A 20,358-nucleotide genomic window follows, 5' to 3' on the forward strand; every position below is an offset into this window, starting at 1 on the left:
CACGCATGAGCATGGACCCCTCTTCCGGCCGCCCCTTGGAACTCCGGCACCTGCGCGCCTTCCTCGCCGTCGCGGATGAGGGAAACATCACCCGCGCCGCCGCCCGCCTCCGGCTCACCCAGCCCGCCGTCTCCCGGACCCTCGCCGCCCTGGAGAAACACCTGGGCGTCCTGCTCGTCGACCGTTCCACCCACCATCTCGCCCTCACCCCCGAGGGCGTCGCCTTCCGCGACAAGGCCGCCGCCGCGGTGGCCGCCTTCGACGAGGCACTCGACTCCGGGCGGCTGCGGACCTGGCCCCTGCGGCTCGGACACGCCTGGTCGGCCTTCGGGCCGTACACCACACCGCTGCTGCGGACCTGGCAGGAGCGCTACCCGCAGACCCCGCTCGAACTGCTGCGCGTCGACGACCGCACCGCCGGGCTCACCCGGGGCGAGGTCGACGCGGCCCTCCTGCGCGGGCCGGTGGACGCGCCGGGGATCGTCACCGAGGTGCTGTTCACCGAGGCCCGGGTGGCGGCCGTCGCCACCGACGGGCCGCTCGCGGCGCGCCCTTCCCTGTCGCTCGGCGACCTGGTGGCCGGGACCGTCGTACTGAACACCGTCTCCGGCACCACCACCCTCGACCTGTGGCCGCCGCACGCCCGGCCCACCACCACCCTGACCGTCGCCAACACCGACGACTGGCTCACCGCCATCGCCGCCGGGCGCGGCTCCGGGGTGTCCGGCGCCTCCACCGCCGGTATGCATCCACACGCCGGAGTGGCCTACCGCCCGCTCGACGACGCCCCGCCCCTGCCCGTGCTGCTCGCCCGCCGCGACGCCCCCGGCCACCCCGCGCTGCCGAAGCTCACCGCGCTGGCCCGCGAGATCGTGGGGCGGGACCACGACGCTCGGCCCTGAGGGCTGTCGAGCAGGACCCGAAGCCCCGGTTGCTCCGTCCGCTACCAGGCGACCGCGCTGGTCGCATCCGTGAACGGACGGCTGTGATCAGCACCGCGCAACGGCCCTCAGACGACGTCGATTACCAGCGTTCGAGTCCGGTGTCGATGCGGGGGTTCGAACGCGGCCACGTCGTCGAACGCCCCGAGGCTCACGCGGCATGCCCGGGATGCCAGAATTTGCCGATGCCCAGCGCGAAAGACACAGTCCACCAGTTCCTGCTGCAGGTGCGGTCGGGGCTGCACCCCGGCCGGGCCGACCGCTTCATGGCCGGCCGGGTCCAAGCCCACCAGATCGTCTCGGAGGCGCCGGTGGTCGTGGAACGAACACCGCAGCAGTACGCCGAGCACGTCCAGGAGATGCTCGACGCCTACGGCGCCTTCACGCTCACCGTGGACGAACTCATCGCCGACGGTGATCGCGTCTACGCCCGTTGGACGCAGACCGGACGACATGTCGGAGCCATCGATCACTTTCCGCCGACCGGTGCGCAGCTCACCGCGATGACCAGTGCGGTCTATCGAGTCGAGGACGGCCTGATTGTCGAGTACTGGATTCAGATCGACCGGCACGGAATCACAGCCCAGCTGGAGCGAGCCGCTGCCGAGCGCTGAACCAGAACCCGATCGACGTCGGCTGCGTATGCGGACCGCCGACGGCACCCCGAGCGGCTTCACCCTCCGCCCGGCCCGCACCATGTTGTGAGACTGCTTCGGTCATGTCGTCATGGCCGGGCGGTGGGCGTTCCGGTAATCGCGGGCGTCACAGGGGCAGCATCTGCCACTCGGTCATCGAAGCTCATCCCGAGCAGGCCGACAAGCCGCTTCCGTGATCGTGGGAGAGGCGCGAGGAGGCGGACGCCGCGCCCGGGACAGCCGTCAAGGGCCGTCCGCCGCGTGCACCGCGTCCGCCTCCAGCCCCTCAGCCAGCACCTCCGCCAGGTGTCTGGCCCGGCGTCCCGCGAGCTGGTCCAGCTGGGTTCGGCAGGAGAATCCGTCGGCCAGGAGTTCCGTACCGGGCTCCGCCGCCCGTACGGAGGGCAGGAGCTGTTCCTCCGCACAGGCCACCGACACCTCCCAGTGCCCCTTCTCGAAGCCGAAGTTCCCGGCGAGGCCGCAGCAGCCGCCGCTCAGTTCGCCGGTCAGGCCCATCCGTTCACGGAGTCTGCGCTCGGCGCCGTCGCCCAGCACCGCGTGCTGGTGACAGTGCGTCTGGCCCGCGACCGGGCGTTCGACGCGGGGCGGGGTCCAGTCGGGGGCGTACTCCTCCAGATACTGGGCCAGGGTGCGGACGGACGCGGCGAGTCCGGCGGCTCGCGGGTCGTCGGGGAGCAGTTCCGGCAGGTCGGTACGGAGGGTTGCCGCGCAGCTCGGTTCGAGGACGACGAGCGGGGCGCCGGGAAGGCGGTCCAGCCGGTCCAGGGTGCGGCGCATCACCGTACGCGCCCTGTCCAGGCGGCCCGTCGATACATACGTGAGGCCGCAGCACACGCCCTCGCCGGGGACGCGCACCGTACGGCCCGCCGCCTCCAGGACCCGTACCGCCGCCCGCCCCGCCTCCGGCGAGAGGTGGTCGGTGAAGGTGTCCGGCCAGAGGGTCACCACCTCGTCGGCCCGGAGGTTCCGCGTCCTCTTCTCCACGCGTCCGCGCGCCCACCGGCGGAACGTCTCCGTCGCCAGCACCGGAAGCCTCCGTTCGGGCGCGATGCCCGCCAGCCGTTTGGCGAGGGCGGCGAGCGGGCGGACCCGGGCCAGGGCGTTCAGCGGGCGGGCGAACGGGGCGGCGAGCCGCAGCCACCGCGGCAGCCCGCCCATCGCGTAGTGGGCGGCGGGCCGCAGCCGCCCCTGGTAGTGGTGGTGCAGGAACTCCGCCTTGTACGTGGCCATGTCCACGCCCACCGGGCAGTCGCTGCGGCAGCCCTTGCAGGACAGACAGAGGTCGAGGGCGTCCCGTACCTCCGTCGACCGCCAGCCGTCCGTGATGACCTCGCCCGCCAGCATCTCGTGCAGCAGCCGGGCCCGGCCACGTGTCGAGTGGGCCTCCTCGCCGGTCGCCCGGAAGGACGGACACATGACGTCCGGGCCCGCCGCCCCGGCCGTACGGCACTTGGCGACGCCCACGCAGCGGCGGACCGCGCCCGAGAAGTCGCCGCCGTCCTGCGGGTAGCCGAAGGCCACGTCCACCGGGCCCTTGGGCAGCACGGCGAACCGGAGGTTGGAGTCGAGGCGGTCCGGGCGGGCGAGCATCCCGGGGTTCAGCCCGCCGTCCGGGTCCCACAGGTCCTTGAACCGGTGGAAGACGCCGACGAGTTCGTCCCCGTACATCCGGGGCAGCAGTTCGGCGCGCGCCTGGCCGTCGCCGTGCTCGCCGCTGAGGGAGCCGCCGTGCGCGACGACGAGGCCGGCCTGCTCCTCGGAGAACCGGCGGAAGCGCGCGACACCCTCGGGGCTCAGCAGGTCGAAGTCGATGCGGACGTGGATGCAGCCGTCGCCGAAGTGGCCGTACGGGGTGCCGCGCAGCCCGTGTTCGGTGAGCAGGGCGCGGAAGTCGCGGAGGTACGGGCCGAGCCGGGCGGGCGGAACCGCGCAGTCCTCCCAGCCGGGCCAGGCCTCGCTGCCGTCGGGCATCCGGGTCGCGGTACCGGAGGCGTCCTCACGGATGCGCCACAGGGCGCGCTGTCCGGCCGGGTCGGTGACCACCGCGCCGTCGAGCGCGTCGGCCGCGCGCAGGACGCGTTCGGCACGGCCGCGCGCCTCGGCCGGGGTGGCCCCGCCCGTCTCCACGAAGAGCCAGGCCCCGCCGCGCGGCAGCCCCGCCGGTTCGCGTACGAGGTCGGCGGCCATGCCCTCGACGGTGAGCGGGCCGTACGGGAGGAGCCCGGCGGCGGCCTCGGCGGCGGCGGACTCGTCGGCGTATCCGAGTACGGCGAGCGCGCGTGAGCGCGGGGCCTCGACCAGGCGGACGGTCGCCTCCGTGACGACGGCCAGGGTGCCCTCGCTGCCGCAGAAGGCGCGGGCCGGGTCGGGGCCGCCCGGGTGTTCGGGGAGCAGGGCGTCGAGGGCGTAACCGGAGATACGGCGCGGGAGGTCGGGGTAGCCGGTGCGCAGCAGGGCCAGGTGTCCGCCGACGAGTTCCCGCACCCCTGCCGGGCCGCCGCCGTCGCCGGAGGCCCGCTCACGGTCCAGCCGCAGGGTGGCGCCGCCGTAGCGGACGACGGAGAGCGCGTGGACGTTGTCGGCGGTGGTGCCCCAGGCGACCGAGTGCGAGCCGCAGGAGTTGTTGCCGATCATGCCGCCGAGGGTGCAGCGGCTGTGCGTGGAGGGGTCGGGGCCGAAGGTCAGCCCGTGCGGCGCGGCGGCGGCGCGCAGGTCGTCCAGGACCACGCCGGGCTGGACGACGGCGGTACGGGAGCCGGCGTCCACCGCCACGATCGAGCGCAGATGGCGGGTCAGGTCCAGCACGATGCCGGTACCGGTGGCCTGACCGGCGATGGAGGTGCCGCCGCCGCGCGGCACCACCGCGACTCCGTACTCGCGGCAGACGGCGAGTGCGGCGGCGACGTCGTCCGCGTCGCGCGGGGCGACGACGCCGAGGGGCACCCGGCGGTAGTTGGAGGCGTCCATCGTCGTCAGGGCCCGCGCGGTGGTGTCGAAGCGGACCTCTCCGCGCACGGCGGCCCCGAGGGCGTGCTCCAGGTCCGGACCAAGCCCCCCGCTCCGGTCTGCACCAAGTCCGTGTCCGGGGTCGTCCGTCTGTCCGGAAATCCCCTCGCGCTCTTCGGCCATGCGCTCAGGATGCCCTTCGACGGGGTGAACTCTTGGGATAGGACCGGACGCAAAGGCACATTCGGAACAAAAAAGCCCACAGGAACTTCCCAAATCAATCGTCAATTCTCTTATAGTGACCAAGACTTGAGCAGGAATTATCAGCTCCAGTTGTCACGTTCATCCATTCTCGTGACGGACTGTCCCAATCTGACCTGTCCCGCACCGTCCGCCCCAAGGACTCCGATTGCGCCCCTCATTCCGGCCGACCGCACTCGCCTTGCTGATCTCGGCAATCGTCACCGGCTCACTGACCGTGTGGGCGGTCGCCGTCGCCCCTGATGCGGTGAGGACCCCGCTGGCCTGGGGAGCGGGCGCCGCCGCCGTGCTGCTGAGCGTCGCCCTGGCCGTCACCGTCCACACCCTGGGCACGGCACGCGCCCTGCGCGCCCAGCGGACCGCCGAGTCCCAGCGGTTCACCGCCGAAACCTCGCGCATGGTCTCCGCCTCGGCGGCGGACGCCCAGCGCTTCACCGCCGAGACCGCCAGGATCAAGGCGGCGGCCTCCGCCGAGAACGCCCGGATCACCGCCGAGGCACGGGCCGAGATGTCCCGCCTCAGCAACGAGGCCGCCTCGGAGCAGGCCCGCCTCACCGCCGAGACCCAGCGGCTCACGGCTCGTGCCAGCCGCAGCGAGACCGAGCGCTCCGCCGCCGTCGCCGCCTGCGCCAACGCCGCCGGACGCATGCAGGCCCTGGCCACCAGCATGCTGGCCGACCTGCGGGAGATGGAGCACCGGCACACCTCCGAGGACGTGCTCGGGGATCTGCTCCACCTGGACCACCGCACCGCCCAGGCGGGCCGGCTCGCCGACTCCATCGCCGTACTGACCGGTGCCCGCTCCGGGCGCCGCTGGGCGAAGCCGATCGTGATGGAGTCGATCCTGCGCGGCGCGATGGGGCGGATCGGCAGCTACCAGCGGGTGCGGCTGCACTCGACGAGCGATGTCGCGATCGCCGGGCACGCCGCCGAGGGCGTCATGCACGCCCTGGCCGAGCTGCTCGACAACGCCGCCAACTTCTCGCCGCCCACCGCAGAGGTCCACGTGTACGTCGAGGAGGTCCCGGCGGGCATCGTCATCACCGTCGAGGACAGCGGCCTCGTCATGAGCGATGTCCAGCTGCGCCGCGCCGAACGCGCCGTGGCCGCCGAGAACCACGACCTGACCGGTCTGTCCGGCACCCGGCTCGGCCTCGCCGTCGTCGGCCGGCTGGCCCGCAAGCACGGCCTCACCGTCTCCTTCCGGCCGTCCGCCCGGGGCGGCACCGGCGCGCTGATGATGCTGCCGCAGGACCTCATCTCCCGCGTCACCGCGCCCACCGCCGAGCCCGACACCGCCGCCGCGCCGATTCCCGCGCAGGCGCAGGTGCCCGCGCAGGAGTCCGTACCCGCGCGAGCGTCCGCCCCGGCACCGGTCACGCCCGCCGAGCCGGAGCCCGCCCACGCACCGGCCGCGCACCGGGACACGACCCCGGACGCATACCCGGACGCGCACCCGGACGTCTCCCGCGCGTCGGGACCGGACGCCGGGTCCGACGTGGACTCGGCCACCGGCTCCTTCCGGCTGCCGGCCCCCGCCGCCCAGGCGCCGGCCACCGGCCCGGATTCCGAATCGACCGGAGCCGTGCCCACGTTCGGCGAGAGCGGCCTGCCCAAGCGCCGCCGCGGCCGCACCCTGGCCGCCGCCGAGTCCCGTACCGGCACTGCCGCCCCCGGCGGAGCCGACAGCCCCCGGCCCCGTACCACCGACCCGAAGGTTCAGGCAGCCCGCTTCAACACCTTCAGCAAGGCGGTACGAGCCAACTCCCCGCACCCGGAAGGCAACACCCGATGACCGCGACCACCGACGAGAAGCTCAACTGGCTGCTGGAGGGCCTGCTCGACCGCACCCCCGGCACCCGGCACGCCCTCGTCCTGTCCCGCGACGGCCTCAAGCTGTGCCGCACCCCCGAGCTCTCCGTCGACCAGGCGGACCAGCTGGCCGCGATCTCCGCCGGGATCCAGAGCCTGTCGCACGGCGCGTCCATCGAGTTCGGTGACGGCACCGGCGGCGTACGGTCCGCGATGACCGAGTTCTACGGCGGTGTGCTGTTCATCGTCGAGGCGGGCGCGGGCGCGCACCTCGCGGTCGTCGCGGCGGAGGACTCCGACGTCGGCCTCGTCGGGCACAACATGAGCGAACTCGTCGAGCAGCTCGGCGAACACCTCGTCGCCCCGCCGCGCTACCCGGCCGGTGACCCGGCCGCGGCGGAAACCACGGCCGTATGACGACGGCGCCCCGCCCCCGCCCCGGCCGCGACGACGATCCGGACCGGCTCTACACCCTCACCGGTGGCCGCAGCCGCTCCGACTCGGCCGCCTTCGACCTGGTGACCCTCGTCGTCGCGGAATGCGATCCGTCCCCCGGCATGCAGTCGGAACATGTCGCGATCCTGCGGATGTGCGAGCGCCCCACGGCGGTCGTCGAGATCGCCGCGAGCCTGAACCTGCCTGTCAGCATCGTCCGCATCATGCTGTGCGACCTGCTCGACACCAGCCGGATCAGCGCCCGCCACCCCCGTACCGCCCGTGTCGCGGACCGGCTCCCCGACCCCGACATCCTGGAACAGGTGCTCGTTGGACTCCGCAACCTCTGACCGTGCCGCCCTGCAGGCGACGGCCGACAACGGACTGAAGATCGTCGTCGTCGGCGGCTTCGGCGTCGGCAAGACCACCATGGTCCGTTCCGTCAGCGAGATCCGCCCGCTGAACACGGAAGAGACCATGACCCGCGCGGGCGAGGCCGTCGACCACCTCGACGGTGTGCACGCGAAGACGTCGACCACGGTCGCGTTCGACTTCGGCAGGATCACGCTCGACGCCCGCTCGGTGCTGTACCTCTTCGGCGCCCCCGGACAGGAACGCTTCTGGTTCCTGTGGGACCGGCTCTTCTCCGGGACGCTGGGCGCCGTCGTGCTCGTCGACACCCGGCGGCTCGCCGACTCCTGGTACGCCATCGACCGGCTGGAGCACCACGGCACGCCCTTCATCGTGGCGTGCAACGACTTCGGCGGCCCGCTCCACACCGAGCAGCAGATAAGGGAGGCCCTGGACCTGTCCGCGGACGTCCCGCTCGTGGAGTGCGACGCCCGGGACCGGTCCTCCAGCAAGTACGTGCTGATCACGCTCGTCGAACACCTCCAGAAGCTGGCCGCCCGCGCCCGGCCCCCGCAGGCGGCCCTGGCCGCGGCAACGCCCGCCAAGACCCCGGAGCCCACCCCGTGACCGCTCTCCCCGTGACGGGCTGCCCCGTCACCCACGGGTCCGTACCGCTGTCCGGACCCCGCTTCCAGACCGACCCCGTGCGGCTGTACCGGGACATGCGGCGCGACCACGGCGCCGTGGCCCCGGTCGTGCTGGACGGCGACGTGCCCGCCTGGCTGATCCTCGGCTACCGCGAACTGCACCAGGTCACCGGCGACCCGGTGCTCTTCAGCCGGGACTCGGACCTGTGGAACCAGTGGGACCGCATCCCGGACGACTGGCCGCTGCTGCCGATGATCGGGCGCAAGCAGCCGTCGATCCTCTACACGGTCGGCGAACGGCACAGCCGGCGCGCCATGATGATCAGCAACGCGCTGGAGGGCGTCGACCCGTTCGCGCTGAAGCGGTACGCGGAGGAGTTCGCCGACGGGCTCATCGACCGGTTCTGCTCCACCGGCGGGACGGACATCATCGCGCGGTACACGATGCTGCTCCCCGCGCTCGTCCTGGCGAAGCTCTACGGCTTCTCCAACGAGACCGGTGCCGCGCTCGTCGGCTCGCTCAACGACATGATCGACGGCCGGGAGAGGGCGCTCGCCGGAGCGCAGCACCTCACCACTTCCATGGCCCAGCTGCTGGCCGACAAGCACGCCGTGCCGGGCGACGACGTCGCCAGCCGGATGCTCGCCGACGACGGGGGCTTCACCGACGAGGAGATCGCCCAGGACCTGATGGTCATGATGGCCGCGGGCCACCAGCCGACCGCCGACTGGATGGGCAACTCGCTGCGCCTCATGCTCACCGACGACCGGTTCGCCGCCTCCCTCTCCGGCGGGCGGCACAGCGTCGCCGAGGCGATGAACGAGGTGCTCTGGGAGGACACCCCCACCCAGAACGTCGCCGGACGGTGGGCCTCCCGCGACACCCACCTCGGCGGCCGGCACATCCGCGCCGGGGACCTGCTCCTCCTCGGGATCGCCGCCGCCAACGGCGACCCGCAGGTCCGCACCCACGCCTCGGCGCTCACCGGCGGCAACAACGCCTTCCTCTCCTTCGGCCACGGCGAGCACCGCTGCCCCTTCCCCGCCCAGGAGACCGCCGAGGTCGTCGCCCGTACGGGGATCGAGGTCCTCCTGGACCGGCTGCCCGACGTGGACCTCGCCGTCCCCGCCGAGGCGCTGACCCGCCGCCCGTCGCCGTGGCTGCGCGGCCTGACCGACCTGCCGGTGCGTTTCACTCCCACTCCCGCTCTCGGAGGAAGACCATGACCCGGATCGCCCTGGACCCCTTCGTGACCGATCTCGACGGTGAGGGCGCCGTACTCCGGGCGGCCGGGCCGCTGGCCGAGGTGGAGCTGCCGGGCGGCGTGCACTGCTACGCCGTCACGCACCACGCCGAGGCGAAGGCGCTCCTCACCGACAGCCGGATCGTGAAGGACATCAATGTCTGGGGCGCCTGGCAGCGCGGCGAGATTCCGATGGACTGGCCCCTGATCGGCCTCGCCAACCCCGGCCGCTCGATGCTGACCGTCGACGGCACCGAGCACCGCAGGCTGCGCACGCTGGTCGCGCAGGCCCTGACCGTGAAGCGGGTGGAGCGGCTGCGGGAGGGCATAGAGGCACTGACGAAGGCGAGCCTGGACCGGCTGGCGGAGCTGCCCGAGGGGCAGCGCGTGGACCTGAAGGCGGAGTTCGCCTACCCGCTGCCCATGAACGTCATCAGCGAGCTGATGGGCGTGGACGCCGCCGACCACCCCCGGCTCAAGGAACTGTTCGAGAAGTTCTTCTCCACGCAGACGCCGCCGGAGGAGGTCCCGCAGATGATGGCGGACCTCGGCACCCACTTCACGAAGATCGTCGACGGCAAGCGGGCCAACCCGGGCGACGACCTGACCAGCGCCCTGATCGCGGCCTCCGAGGACGGTGACCGCCTCACCGACGAGGAGATCGTCAACACCCTCCAGCTGATCATCGCGGCCGGTCACGAGACCACGATCAGCCTCATCGTCAATGTCGTGGAGGCGCTCCAGACCCACCCCGAGCAGCGCGCGCGGGTGCTGAACGGGGAGATCCCGTGGGAGGGCGTGATCGAGGAGACGCTGCGCTGGAACACCCCCACCTCGCACGTCCTGATCCGGTTCGCCACCGAGGACGTCGAGGTCGGTGACAAGGTGCTGCCGAAGGGCGAGGCGCTGATCGTCTCCTTCGGCGCGCTCGGCCGCGACGAGCAGGCGTACGGTCCGACCGCGGGCGAGTTCGACGCCACCCGCACCCCCAACCGCCACATCGCCTTCGGCCACGGCCCGCACGTCTGCCCGGGTGCGGCGCTGTCCCGCCTGGAGGCGGGGATCGCGCTGCCCGCGCTGTACGAGCGGTTCCCAAACCTGGACCTCGCGGTGCCCGCCGAGGAACTGCGCAACAAGCCGATCGTCACGCAGAACGACCTGTACGAGCTGCCGGTCGACCTCGGCTGAGCCGCCGCCGCGGGCCCTCGTCGGCCCGGCCGCGACGTGATGGACCCGGCCCGTCGGGGCCGGGTCCGCAGGCCGGAGCCCCCGTCTCATCCGACGGACACCGTGCTGCGCCGTGCCGCCGAGGGACTACGCTCCGACTCGTGGCCGATATCCAGATTCCCGCTGACATCAAGCCCGCCGACGGACGTTTCGGCGCCGGACCCTCCAAGGTGCGGACGGAGGCGCTCGACGCGCTGGCCGCCACCGGCACCTCCCTTCTCGGCACGTCCCACCGCCAGGCCCCGGTCAAGAACCTGGTCGGCGAGGTACGTGACGGCGTACGCAGCCTCTTCTCCCTCCCCGACGGATACGAGGTGATCCTGGGCAACGGCGGCTCCACCGCCTTCTGGGACATCGCGACGCACGGTCTGATCGAATCGAAGTCCCAGCACCTCAACTTCGGCGAGTTCTCCTCGAAGTTCGCCAAGGCCGCCAAGCTCGCCCCGTGGCTGGCCGACCCGACGGTGATCGCCTCCGACCCGGGCACCCACCCGGACCCGCGGGCCGAGGCGGGCGTCGATGTCTACGCCTTCACCCACAACGAGACGTCCACGGGTGTCGCCGCGCCGCTCAAGCGCGTCGCGGGCGCGGACGAGGGGTCCCTCGTCCTGGTGGACGCCACCTCCGGTGCGGGCGGCCTTCCGGTCGACATCACCGAGACGGACGTCTACTACTTCGCCCCGCAGAAGTCCTTCGCCTCCGACGGCGGCCTGTGGATCGCGGCGTTCTCCCCGGCCGCCCTGGACCGCGCGGCGCGTATCCACGCCTCGGGCCGCCACATCCCGGAGTTCTTCTCGCTCCCGACGGCGATCGACAACTCCCTGAAGAACCAGACGTACAACACCCCGGCCCTGGCCACGCTCTTCCTGCTGAACGAGCAGCTGAAGTGGATGAACACCCAGGGCGGCCTGGACTTCACCACCGGCCGCACGGCAGCCTCGGCGGCGAACCTGTACGGCTGGGCCGAGAAGTCCACGTACGCGACCCCGTTCGTCACCGACCCGGAGAAGCGCTCCCAGGTCATCGGCACGATCGACTTCGAGGACGGCATCGACGCGGCGGCCGTCGCCAAGGTGCTGCGCGCCAACGGCATCGTGGACACCGAGCCGTACCGCAAGCTGGGCCGCAACCAGCTGCGCGTGGCGATGTTCCCGGCGATCGACCCGTCGGACGTGCAGGCGCTGACGGCCTGCGTCGACTACGTGATCGAGCAGCTGTAAGCAGACGTACGGAGACATACGGAGACGGCCCGGCACACACCTCGTGTGCCGGGCCGTCTCTGCTTCACTCGACCGGGTGGCGGATCGCCTGTGGGACATCCGGCACCGCTCGGTCCTACGATGATGTTCTCGACACCAGCCATTCCAGGAGGCCCGCAATGTCTGCAGCAGCAGTCGAGCACCCCTGTGACGGTGAACCGGAAATCTCGCTGCTGGAGAGTGCCAACGAACTCTCCGAACAGCTCCCGGGGCGCCGCGTCGAGATCATCGGAGGCGTCATCACCGTGGCCCCGTCGCCGGACGGCCCGCACGCCGACGCGCTGACCACACTCGCGCTCGCGCTCGGCGCCGCAGGACTCCACAGCAAGGAGTCCAGAGTCCTCCAGGGCGCGGGCCTCTGGCTGCCGAGCGGCCCCCACGACTACGCCGTCCCCGATCTGGCGCTCGTCGACGCGGACTACCGGGATCACCCGGCCGAAAACGCCACCTACGACCCCAGCGTCTTCCGCATGGTCGTGGAGGTCACCTCCGGGAACTACCAGAACGATCTGCGCAACAAGGTCGCCATGTATGCCTATGCCAAGATCCCGGTCTACGTCATCCTCGACCGCAAGCACGGCCGCATCCATGTCCTGACCGAGCCGATGGCCGGCGGATACGACCGCCACGAGGTGTACGCACCGGGCCAGCAGGCCCCGCTCCCCGCCTCCATCGGTGCCGAGGTCTCCCTCGACGTCTCCGAGCTGGTGCTGGCGGGCCGCCCGAAACGCTGAGGACCGGGCCGGGGTCGTGCCGCCGCCGACCTCGCGCTGGAGGACGTGCTGCGGCACGCCGGGCACATGGACATCGTCCGCGAACCGATCGACGGAGCGACGGGCGCCCGCCCGGGCAGCTGACCTGACACCGGCGTCTCATGGCACCCCGTCACCCGCCGCACCGCCCCCGTCACCTCACTGCGGCCCCCGTCACCCCACCGCGGCCCCCGTCACTCCGCCGGCGCCGCCGCCAGCACCGCGCGCAGGGCGGCGACCCCGGCCAGCCACTCCTCGCCCGCACCGCCGTCGGCCCAGAGCTCCAGGACCTCCGAATTCTCCCCGGCGACCCGGTCCAGGGCCCGGACCGCCAGCGGGCGCAGGTCCGCGGGGAGCGGGGGCAAGGGCTCCTTCGGGCCGTACGCGGTGGTGACGGGCTCACCGCCGGGGCACTGGGCGGCCACCAGCGCGGCGGCGGCCACCACCACCTCGCCGTCGTCCAGATAGCCCTGCGGGGAGGTGTTCACCGCCTCCGCCAGAGCGTCCCGGAGGACATCCGCGCGTTTCTCCGGCGGGGCGTCGTCCACCCGGCCGCCGAAGTCGGCCGCGGTGTCGTTGTCGAAATACCCGATGTCCCAGGCGCCCATGGGGTCCCTTTCTCCGTTGGTGCCCCCCATCCTGACCGCCACCACTGACAATCGGCCGGGCACACCCCCTCAGGCCCCCGGTACGTCCCGGCGCCAGCGCACTTCGCCGTCCTCCCACTCGTCGGTCGGGGCGAGTCCCGCCGCCCCGGCAACGGCGGCGGACGCCGTGTGGTCGGGGTGGATGTGCGCGAGGACCGTACGGACGGAACCGTCCGCCAGCAGGTGCGCGACGAGGCCCGCCGCCGCCTCCTTCGCGTAGCCCCGGCCCTGCCACGGCGTCCCCACGACCCAGGCGATCTCCGCCGCCCCGCCCCGTACCGTCGCCTGGACGTACCCCGCGAGGCGGCCGTCCTCGCGGACCCGGAGCACCCAGTTCCACCACTGCTCGGCGGGGTCCGGCGAACCGGCGCTCTGGCGCTCGTAGCGGGCCCGGAGCGCGGCCGTGTCCTCGGGGGCGCCTCCGGTGTACGTGTGCAGGGCCGGATCGCCGAGGACGGCGGCCATCTCGTCCGCGTACGCGGCCTCCAGGGGCAGCGCGTCGAGGTGGTCGGTGGTGAAGGGCAAGGGCCCGTTACTGTGCATGGGGCCCGACCCTACGTCGGGCCCCCACCTGCGACGAAGCGGTTTTCAGCGGCTCAGCCGCTGGAACCTGCGCACCGCCAGCGGCAGGAACACCAGCGTGATCACCAGCGGCCACACCAGGGCCATCAGCAGGGCGTGTTCCTCCACCCAGGTGCCGCCGCCGGCCACCGGGTTGCCGAACAGTTCACGGCTCGCGGTGGCGGTCGAGGAGACCGGGTTCCACGCGGCGAGGGTGCCGAGCCAGCCCGGCATCAGGGAGGGCGCGACCAGTGCGCTGGAGATCATCGTGACGGGGAAGGCGATGGCGTACAGCCCGCCCGCCGCCTCCGCGTTCGGCACCAGCAGGCCGAGCCAGACACCCACCCAGATCAGGCTGAACCGCAGCAGCAGGAGCAGCCCGAAGGCGCCCACCGCCGCCATCGGACGCCCGCCCGCCCGCCAGCCGATCGCCAGCGCGGTGGCCGCGAGGATGGTCAGCTCGGCGGCGGCCACGACGAGGTCCGCCACCCCGCGTCCGGAGGCGACCGCCGACGGGGCCATCGGCATGGAGCGGAACCGGTCGATGACGCCCTTGCCCGCGTCGGTGACGACGGCCATCGCGGTGTTCATGAAGCCCATCGTCATGGTCGTGGCGAACATGCCCGGCATCAGGAACTCCCGGTAGTCACCCCCGCCGGGCACCTTCATCGCGCTGCCGAAGATATAGCCGTACAGCAGCACGGAGAGGATCGGGAACCCCAACTGCCAGATGATGGCGACGGGTTGGCGCTGATAGTGGGTCAGGCTACGGCGTGTGACGTTCCAGCAGTCGGCGAACGCCCAGAAGAGCCGGCCACGCTCCGGCCCCACGGCCGCCGCGCCGTCCTTCAGTTCGAGCATGGTCATGCCGCCGCCCCCGTCCTCTCGTTCGCGTCCTTCGCGGCCGCGCCCACGCCTGTGCCCGTGCCCGCGCCCACGCCTGTGCCCGTGCCCGCGCCCGCGCCTGTGCCCACGCTCGTCCCTTTGTCCGTCCCGCCACCGGCCTTCGCGCCCGGGGACTCCTCGTCCGCCGCGCCGCGCCCCGTCAGCCGCAGGAACACATCGTCCAGGCTGGGCCTGCGCAGCCCGATGTCCTCGACAGCGATCCCCTCGTCGCTGAGCACCCGCGCCACCTCCGTCAGCGCGGCCACCCGGTCGGCGACCTGCGCGTGCACCCGGCGGGCCGTGTCGTCCGTGATGACGAGTCCGCCCCCGGCCACCCGGTCCACCGCCCGCGCCACCGCCGGGAGATCACCCTCCTCGGCGGCGACGACCTCGATCCGGTCCCCGCCGATCCTGTTCTTCAGCCCGTCCGGGGTGTCGTCGGCGATGGCCCGGCCCCGGTCGATGACGGTGATGTGCGACGCGAGCCGGTCCGCCTCGTCCAGATACTGCGTGGTGAGCAGGACCGTCGTACCGCCCGTCACCATCGCCCGTACCGCGTCCCAGACCTCGCCCCGGCCGCGCGGGTCGAGCCCGGTCGTGGGCTCGTCCAGGAACAGCACGGCGGGCGCCAGGATCATGGAGGCGGCCAGGTCCAGCCGCCGCCGCATGCCGCCGCTGTACTCCTTGGCCCCCCGGTCCGCGGCCTCCACCAGGTCGAACTGTTCCAGCAGCTCCCCCGCCCGCTGCCGGGCCCGCCCGGCGCCGAGGTGGAACAGGCGGCCGAACATCTCCAGGTTCTGCCGGCCGGTGAGGACCTCGTCGACGGCGGCGTACTGGCCGGCCAGCCCGATCCTGCTCCGTACGAGCCGGGGTTCGCGCCCCACGTCGAGCCCCGCCACCTCGGCCCGCCCGCCGTCGAACCGCAGCAGGGTCGCGAGGACCCGCACGGCCGTGGTCTTGCCCGCGCCGTTCGGCCCGAGCAGACCGTGCACGGTGCCGGGGCGGACCGCGAGGTCGAACCCGTCGAGCGCCCGCTTCTCCCCGCCGCTCCCCTTCTCCCCGTCCTTCCCCCGGTCCTTCCTCCGCCCCTTCTCCCGGTACCGCTTCACGACGCCTTCGGCCAGGACCGCGTATCCGGACGCAGACATGGCACACCCCCTCCACAGAGACGACCAGAACTCTCGGATCAGAACTGGGTACACCGTACCCGATGGCGAGTACACCGTACTCAATTTCCGACCGGCGCATTACTCTGGTGCTCATGACGAGAAACGGTTCGGCAGCGGAAACGGATGGCACGACCACCGGGAGCGGCGACATCGCGCGCAGCCTGGAGCTCCTGTGGAGCACCGGCGACCGCCCCAGCCGCGGCCCGAAACCGGGTCTCACCCTGGACCGGATCGTCACCACCGCCGTCGCCGTGGCGGACGCGGAGGGGCTGGCCGCCGTCTCGATGCGCCGGCTCTCCACCGAGCTGGGCACCGGCACGATGTCGCTCTACCGCTACGTCCCAGGCAAGGCCGAACTGCTGGACCTGATGCTCGACCGGGTCCTCGGCGAACCGCTCACCGGCGGCGCCGCCGACGTGCCCGCGGACTGGCACGACGCCATCGACGCGATGGCCCGCTCCTATCTGGGCAACCTCCGCCGCCACCCCTGGCTGCTCAAGATCAACCAGGCCCGCACGGTGCTCGGCCCCAGCGCCCTGCGCGGCCTGGAACTGGCCCTCACCGGCCTGCGCGGCATGGGCCTGTCCGACCCCGAGCTGATCGGCGTGATCATCACCGTCAACAGCTTCGTCGAGGGCCTCGCCCGCACCCAGAGCCATGCCGTGGAGGCCGTGCGGCAGACGGGCCTGAGCGACGCGGACTTCTGGGAGGGCCAGCACCCCTACCTGGAGCGGGCCATGCTCAGCGGCGAGTACCCGATGATGGCGGGCATGGCGGAGGACACCTTCAGCCCCGACTTCGACCACTTCGAGTTCGGACTGCGGCGACTGATCGACGGCTTCGAAGTGCTCGTCCAGGAGCGCGCGAGGGGATGACGGCGGTCCGGGTCCGTGCGCCAATGGAGACATGGACGCCAGCCGGGAGCTCGCTCCTTTCGTCAGGCAGTACGCCGTCCTGCTGAGCACCCACCGGCAGGACGGTTCCGTCGTGGGCACCCCCGTCAACATCGCCGTCGAGGGTGATCACGCGTTCATCCGCACCTTCTCCTCCGCGTGGAAGGTCGAGCGGATGAGGAACCACCCGGAGGTGGAGATCGCCCCGTGCACGGTGCGGGGCAGGCCCACCGGCCCACGGATCAGGGCCTACGCGCGGCTGCTCCGCGCGGGTACGAAGGAGAACACCCACGCGGCACGGATGCTGTCGCGCAAGTACCCGGTGATGCACGGGGTACTGGTCCCGCTCGCGCACCGGCTGAAGCGTGACCGGACGCTCCACTACGAGGTGTGGCCGATTCCGGACGAATGAGCCGGTACGAAGACGCATCCGCAGCGGACCCCGTACGCCACCACTCATATCGGCAATCCGCCGCGACTGAAACGTGTGACCTCTCCCCGCGCGCTCTCGATCTAGACATTCATGGACGTATTCCGGCCCGGGGAGCCGTGAATGATTGCCATACACACCTGCCTTCCAGGATGTTCGTAGGGCAAGCGCGAGAGACGAGACGGTGGAAGGGACTCACGGGGGCGGCGAATGCATTTTCGACACGTCTTCATTTGCCCGACCGTGACATAGCCTCCCCGTTCGTTCATCGAATGAAGGAGAAATGGTGATCTCGAAGACGAAGAGGATTGCCCGTTCCGTGGCCGTGGCGTTCGCCGCCACCGCGGCGGTCACCATGGCCCTGCCCTCGGGCAACGCCTACGCCATCGACCACGTCGAATGCCGTGGTGGGGAGAACTTCCTGAAGATCTGGTCGCACCTGGACGGTCGCAGCAGTGTGGACTGCTACGCCAACGGGGGGCGGACCAGCTTCGGAGGCTGGTGGGTCGACCGCATCTCGACGGGCAACAACGACCTCATCTACTACGACGAGAACGGCGACTCGGTGCGCGTCAACCGGTGGACCGACATCACGTTCCCGAACCGTCCCCCGAAGGTCAAGGACATCGAAATCATTTAGCGGATGAACGGACCGGCGGACGGGCGGGCCACTGTCCGGGAAGGGCGTGCCGATTCACGATGCACGACCCTTCGCAATGCACAGCCCTTCGCGATGCACGGCCTTCGCAATACGCGGCCTTCGCGATGCACGCCCTTCGCGAATTCACGACCCTTCGCCGATTCGCTTCACTTCCCGAACTGGCTGAATTCATCGTGGGGTTGAATTCACCCATGCCCGGCCGGCCGATACAGGCCGCGTGCTCACCGCGCGGCCTGTATCGGCATGTTCCGGTGGCCGTCGCCCCGCGCGCCTCGCCTCACCCTTGCCCGCGCCGCCTCCGCAGGGCGAACCAGATGACCGCCACCCCGGCGATGACGACCGCGCCCAGCGTCATGCTCCCCTTCTCCCCGCCGTCGTCCGCGCTGTCCCCGCCGCCACCGCCGGACCCCCGGCCGGCGCTCCCGGAACCGCCCCCCGAGGTCTTGCCGCCGCTCCCGCCCGGGACCTCCACCCGCTCCACATCGCTCCGCCTCCCCTCCGAGCCGAACATCAGCGCCGAGCCGTCCGCCGTGTACGTCACCGACTCCGCCTGTCCCTGGAACGGGGCGCTCACCGCGCGGTCGTCGCCGAGCCTGCCGCCCTCGAAGGCGTACGCGCGAGCGCTGAAGTAGGACCGCAGCACCAGCTCGGTCCCGTCCGGCGAGAACGCCCCGTCCGTCACCCACGGCACCTCCCCCACCCTCCGGAACACATTGGTCCCGCCGGTGGAGAGCTTCGCGGGCCCCTCGTAGAGCCCGCCGCCGTCCTCGTTCTTCGAGGCGATGTACACCCGGCCGGTCTTCGGGTGGACCATCATCGCCTCGGCGTTGCGCGCCCCGTCCGCGTACGTCACATCGAACTGGGTCGCCGTGACGGTGGCGTCGCGCAGCTGCTTCGGCTCGGGGAAGCGGTAGATCCAGACGTGGTCCCACGTCCCGTTCAGGTTGTCGCCGATGTCACCGACGTACACGTTGCCGTCGGGTCCGATCGAGATCGCCTCGACGTCACGGGGCTCGCCGACGCCGCGCATGGTGATCGTCGCGACGGTCTTCCCGGTGCGGGAGTCGACGGCGTAGATGTACGGACCGTCGTCGCTGTCGTTGTGCGTCCAGTAGATGCCCGGGTGGGTGGGGCTGGCGGCCAGACCGCTGGACTCGGTGATCCTGGGGTCCTCGATCGTGAAGCTCCGATCGGCTCCGCCGTCGTCGGCCACGGCGAGGGCCGCCCCCGGGAACAGCAGGAGCGTGGCGGCACCGAAGGCAGTCAGATACGAGCGCATGGGCTCAAGTGTCCATCGTCACGTCGCAGGCCGACGCGCTGATCGGCCATGATGGCGCATATGCGTTTTCTGCTTGTCGGCGATTCCATGACGATCGGGCGCGCCGGCGACTTCACCTGGCGCTTCCGTATGTGGCAGCACCTCGAAGCGACCCTCGGCGGGGGTTTCGCGTTCGTCGGCCCGCGCACGGAGCTGTACGACACCGAGGCGGGCGCCCCGCTCTCGTACGCGTACGGCGCCCCGTCCTTCCCCGCCGGGGCCCGCGCGCACCTCGCGGGCTGGGGCGAGGGCTGGCTGCACATGGCGCCGGTGATCGCGGACGCGGTCACCGGGACCCGCGCCGACGTCCTGCTCGTCTCGCTCGGCCTGATCGACCTCGGGTTCTACACGGACAGCGCGCAGACCGCGCGGAACGCCCGCGCGTTCATCGCTGCGGCCCGCGCCGCCAACCCCCGTATCAGGATCGTGCTCCTGCCCGTGATACCCAACGTCCGGGCGGAGTCGGACGCCCCCTTCGCCGCCGAGTGCGAGCGCTTCAACGAACTCCTCGCCAAGGCGGTCGCCGACCTCGACGAAGCCGCCTCCCCGCTGCTGCTGGCCTCGCGCCCGACCGGGTACGACATCCACACGGACACGTACGACGGCACGCACCCCGGCCCGAGCGGCGAGCACAAACTGGCGGCGGCCTTCGCCGACGCGATGCACCAGGCGTGGGGACTGGGCGGGCCGTACACGCCCCACGGCTGAAACCGCTGCGCCCACCCGCCCCCGGACCTTACGGTGGTGCCTCATCGGCCGAGTGACGATCAGGTACGGGGGTGGGTCAATGGACCCGATTTCGCTGGGTGTTCTGGCCGCGCTGGCAGGCGGCGCGGGCGGGGAGATCGGCCGTCAGGCCTGGTCCGGGCTGACGGGCCTGGTGCGCCGGCGCCGGGACCCCGCGCCGGGAACGCCCGAGGGTTCGGCCCCGGAGCCCGACTCCGCCGAGACGGCGCTGACCGCGCTGGAAGGCAGCCCCGGGGACCGGGAGCGGGCCGGGGAACTCGCACAGGCGCTGCGTACCCAGGTCGCCGCGGACGAGGCCTTCGCCCGCGCGGTACGGGTGTGGGAGGCGATGTTCCAGGCCTCGCTGACCGCGGACCCGGAGGCGGCGGAGGAGCTGGAGACGGCCGTCCGGGCGGTCGACCCCGAGGCCGTGGCCCCGGGGTCCGTGCACAACGACTTCCGCGACAGCACGTTCAGCGGCCCGGTGCAGGGCAGCGGCACCCAGCACAACACGTTCAACAAGTAGCCGGTCTCCCG

Annotated in this window: 21 protein-coding genes; 15 read left to right on the forward strand and 6 right to left on the reverse strand. The window is 72.0% G+C overall.

Features of this window, described 5'->3' with window-relative positions; translation table 11 throughout:
* Nucleotides 1–5: 5 nt before the first annotated feature.
* Both OHA98_RS36265 and OHA98_RS36270 read left to right on the forward strand, forming a co-directional pair.
* A complete protein-coding gene (locus tag OHA98_RS36265) occupies nt 6–902 on the forward strand; it encodes a LysR family transcriptional regulator (RefSeq protein ID WP_266931997.1) in 897 nt (298 codons plus the stop codon).
* A 224-nt stretch (nt 903–1,126) separates the two neighbouring features.
* Nucleotides 1,127–1,555, forward strand: a complete 429-nt coding sequence (locus OHA98_RS36270) for an ester cyclase (RefSeq protein ID WP_266931998.1) — start codon at nt 1,127–1,129, stop codon at nt 1,553–1,555.
* Nucleotides 1,556–1,819: 264 nt separating this feature from the next.
* Here the strand turns inward: OHA98_RS36270 and OHA98_RS36275 are convergent, their stop codons facing one another.
* Nucleotides 1,820–4,564: an FAD-binding and (Fe-S)-binding domain-containing protein gene (locus tag OHA98_RS36275; RefSeq protein WP_266932572.1), complete on the reverse strand. Its 2,745-nt coding sequence runs from the start codon at nt 4,562–4,564 to the stop codon at nt 1,820–1,822.
* A gap of 388 nt (nt 4,565–4,952) precedes the next feature.
* Here OHA98_RS36275 and OHA98_RS36280 point away from each other — a divergent pair, with 388 nt between their 5' ends.
* The 8 genes from OHA98_RS36280 to OHA98_RS36315 all read left to right on the forward strand — a co-directional run bounded on the left by OHA98_RS36280 (nt 4,953) and on the right by OHA98_RS36315 (nt 12,513).
* Complete coding sequence (locus tag OHA98_RS36280) at nt 4,953–6,599, forward strand: sensor histidine kinase KdpD (RefSeq protein WP_266931999.1); 1,647 nt, start codon at nt 4,953–4,955, stop codon at nt 6,597–6,599.
* Nucleotides 6,596–7,033 (forward strand): roadblock/LC7 domain-containing protein, encoded by a 438-nt coding sequence (locus OHA98_RS36285; RefSeq protein WP_266932000.1) that lies wholly within the window; start codon nt 6,596–6,598, stop codon nt 7,031–7,033. Before OHA98_RS36280 ends, OHA98_RS36285 begins: the two co-directional genes overlap by 4 nt.
* Complete coding sequence (locus OHA98_RS36290; protein ID WP_266932001.1) at nt 7,030–7,401, forward strand: DUF742 domain-containing protein; 372 nt, start codon at nt 7,030–7,032, stop codon at nt 7,399–7,401. The genes OHA98_RS36285 and OHA98_RS36290 overlap by 4 nt, the downstream gene beginning before the upstream one ends.
* The gene (locus OHA98_RS36295; protein WP_266932002.1) at nt 7,382–8,029 is read left to right on the forward strand and encodes an ATP/GTP-binding protein; all 648 of its coding nucleotides are present in this window, start codon (nt 7,382–7,384) and stop codon (nt 8,027–8,029) included. Before OHA98_RS36290 ends, OHA98_RS36295 begins: the two co-directional genes overlap by 20 nt.
* Before the next feature lie 11 nt (nt 8,030–8,040).
* Nucleotides 8,041–9,276, forward strand: coding sequence for a cytochrome P450 (locus OHA98_RS36300; protein WP_266932574.1), 1,236 nt, complete (start codon nt 8,041–8,043; stop codon nt 9,274–9,276).
* Nucleotides 9,273–10,481 carry a cytochrome P450 gene (locus tag OHA98_RS36305; protein WP_266932003.1) on the forward strand — a complete coding sequence of 403 codons (1,209 nt, stop codon included), beginning with the start codon at nt 9,273–9,275 and terminating at the stop codon, nt 10,479–10,481. Before OHA98_RS36300 ends, OHA98_RS36305 begins: the two co-directional genes overlap by 4 nt.
* A gap of 140 nt (nt 10,482–10,621) precedes the next feature.
* A complete protein-coding gene (gene serC / locus OHA98_RS36310) occupies nt 10,622–11,740 on the forward strand; it encodes a phosphoserine transaminase (protein WP_266932004.1) in 1,119 nt (372 codons plus the stop codon).
* Between the two features lie 158 nt (nt 11,741–11,898).
* Nucleotides 11,899–12,513, forward strand: a complete 615-nt coding sequence (locus tag OHA98_RS36315; protein ID WP_266932005.1) for a Uma2 family endonuclease — start codon at nt 11,899–11,901, stop codon at nt 12,511–12,513.
* A gap of 212 nt (nt 12,514–12,725) precedes the next feature.
* Here OHA98_RS36315 and OHA98_RS36325 read toward each other — a convergent pair whose 3' ends face one another.
* The 4 genes from OHA98_RS36325 to OHA98_RS36340 form a co-directional block, all read right to left on the reverse strand.
* A complete protein-coding gene (locus OHA98_RS36325; RefSeq protein ID WP_266932006.1) occupies nt 12,726–13,139 on the reverse strand; it encodes a DUF4259 domain-containing protein in 414 nt (137 codons plus the stop codon).
* 69 nt (nt 13,140–13,208) lie between these two features.
* Nucleotides 13,209–13,721 (reverse strand): GNAT family N-acetyltransferase, encoded by a 513-nt coding sequence (locus OHA98_RS36330; RefSeq protein ID WP_266932007.1) that lies wholly within the window; start codon nt 13,719–13,721, stop codon nt 13,209–13,211.
* A 45-nt stretch (nt 13,722–13,766) separates the two neighbouring features.
* On the reverse strand, nt 13,767–14,606 hold the full coding sequence (locus tag OHA98_RS36335; protein ID WP_266932008.1) for an ABC transporter permease: 840 nt from the start codon (nt 14,604–14,606) through the stop codon (nt 13,767–13,769).
* Entirely contained in the window at nt 14,603–15,772 is a 1,170-nt protein-coding gene (locus tag OHA98_RS36340) for an ATP-binding cassette domain-containing protein (protein WP_266932009.1), read from the reverse strand. Before OHA98_RS36340 ends, OHA98_RS36335 begins: the two co-directional genes overlap by 4 nt.
* Before the next feature lie 113 nt (nt 15,773–15,885).
* Between OHA98_RS36340 and OHA98_RS36345 the strand changes: the two genes are divergently transcribed.
* The 3 genes from OHA98_RS36345 (at nt 15,886) to OHA98_RS36355 (ending at nt 17,756) form a co-directional block, all read left to right on the forward strand.
* The gene (locus tag OHA98_RS36345; protein WP_266932010.1) at nt 15,886–16,668 is read left to right on the forward strand and encodes a TetR/AcrR family transcriptional regulator; all 783 of its coding nucleotides are present in this window, start codon (nt 15,886–15,888) and stop codon (nt 16,666–16,668) included.
* A 31-nt stretch (nt 16,669–16,699) separates the two neighbouring features.
* Complete coding sequence (locus tag OHA98_RS36350) at nt 16,700–17,098, forward strand: PPOX class F420-dependent oxidoreductase (protein WP_266932011.1); 399 nt, start codon at nt 16,700–16,702, stop codon at nt 17,096–17,098.
* Nucleotides 17,099–17,402: 304 nt separating this feature from the next.
* Nucleotides 17,403–17,756 (forward strand): beta/gamma crystallin domain-containing protein, encoded by a 354-nt coding sequence (locus OHA98_RS36355; RefSeq protein ID WP_266932578.1) that lies wholly within the window; start codon nt 17,403–17,405, stop codon nt 17,754–17,756.
* 298 nt (nt 17,757–18,054) lie between these two features.
* On the opposite strand, the gene OHA98_RS36360 is transcribed toward OHA98_RS36355, so the two are convergent.
* Nucleotides 18,055–19,056, reverse strand: a complete 1,002-nt coding sequence (locus OHA98_RS36360) for a WD40 repeat domain-containing protein (protein WP_266932012.1) — start codon at nt 19,054–19,056, stop codon at nt 18,055–18,057.
* A gap of 60 nt (nt 19,057–19,116) precedes the next feature.
* On the opposite strand from OHA98_RS36360, the gene OHA98_RS36365 reads away from it, so the two are divergent.
* Nucleotides 19,117–19,803, forward strand: coding sequence for a GDSL-type esterase/lipase family protein (locus tag OHA98_RS36365; RefSeq protein WP_266932013.1), 687 nt, complete (start codon nt 19,117–19,119; stop codon nt 19,801–19,803).
* Between the two features lie 79 nt (nt 19,804–19,882).
* Complete coding sequence (locus OHA98_RS36370; protein ID WP_266932014.1) at nt 19,883–20,347, forward strand: hypothetical protein; 465 nt, start codon at nt 19,883–19,885, stop codon at nt 20,345–20,347.
* The last annotated feature ends 11 nt before the right edge of the window (nt 20,348–20,358 follow it).

The organism is Streptomyces sp. NBC_00654 (assembly GCF_026341775.1).
Lineage (GTDB): Bacteria > Actinomycetota > Actinomycetes > Streptomycetales > Streptomycetaceae > Streptomyces.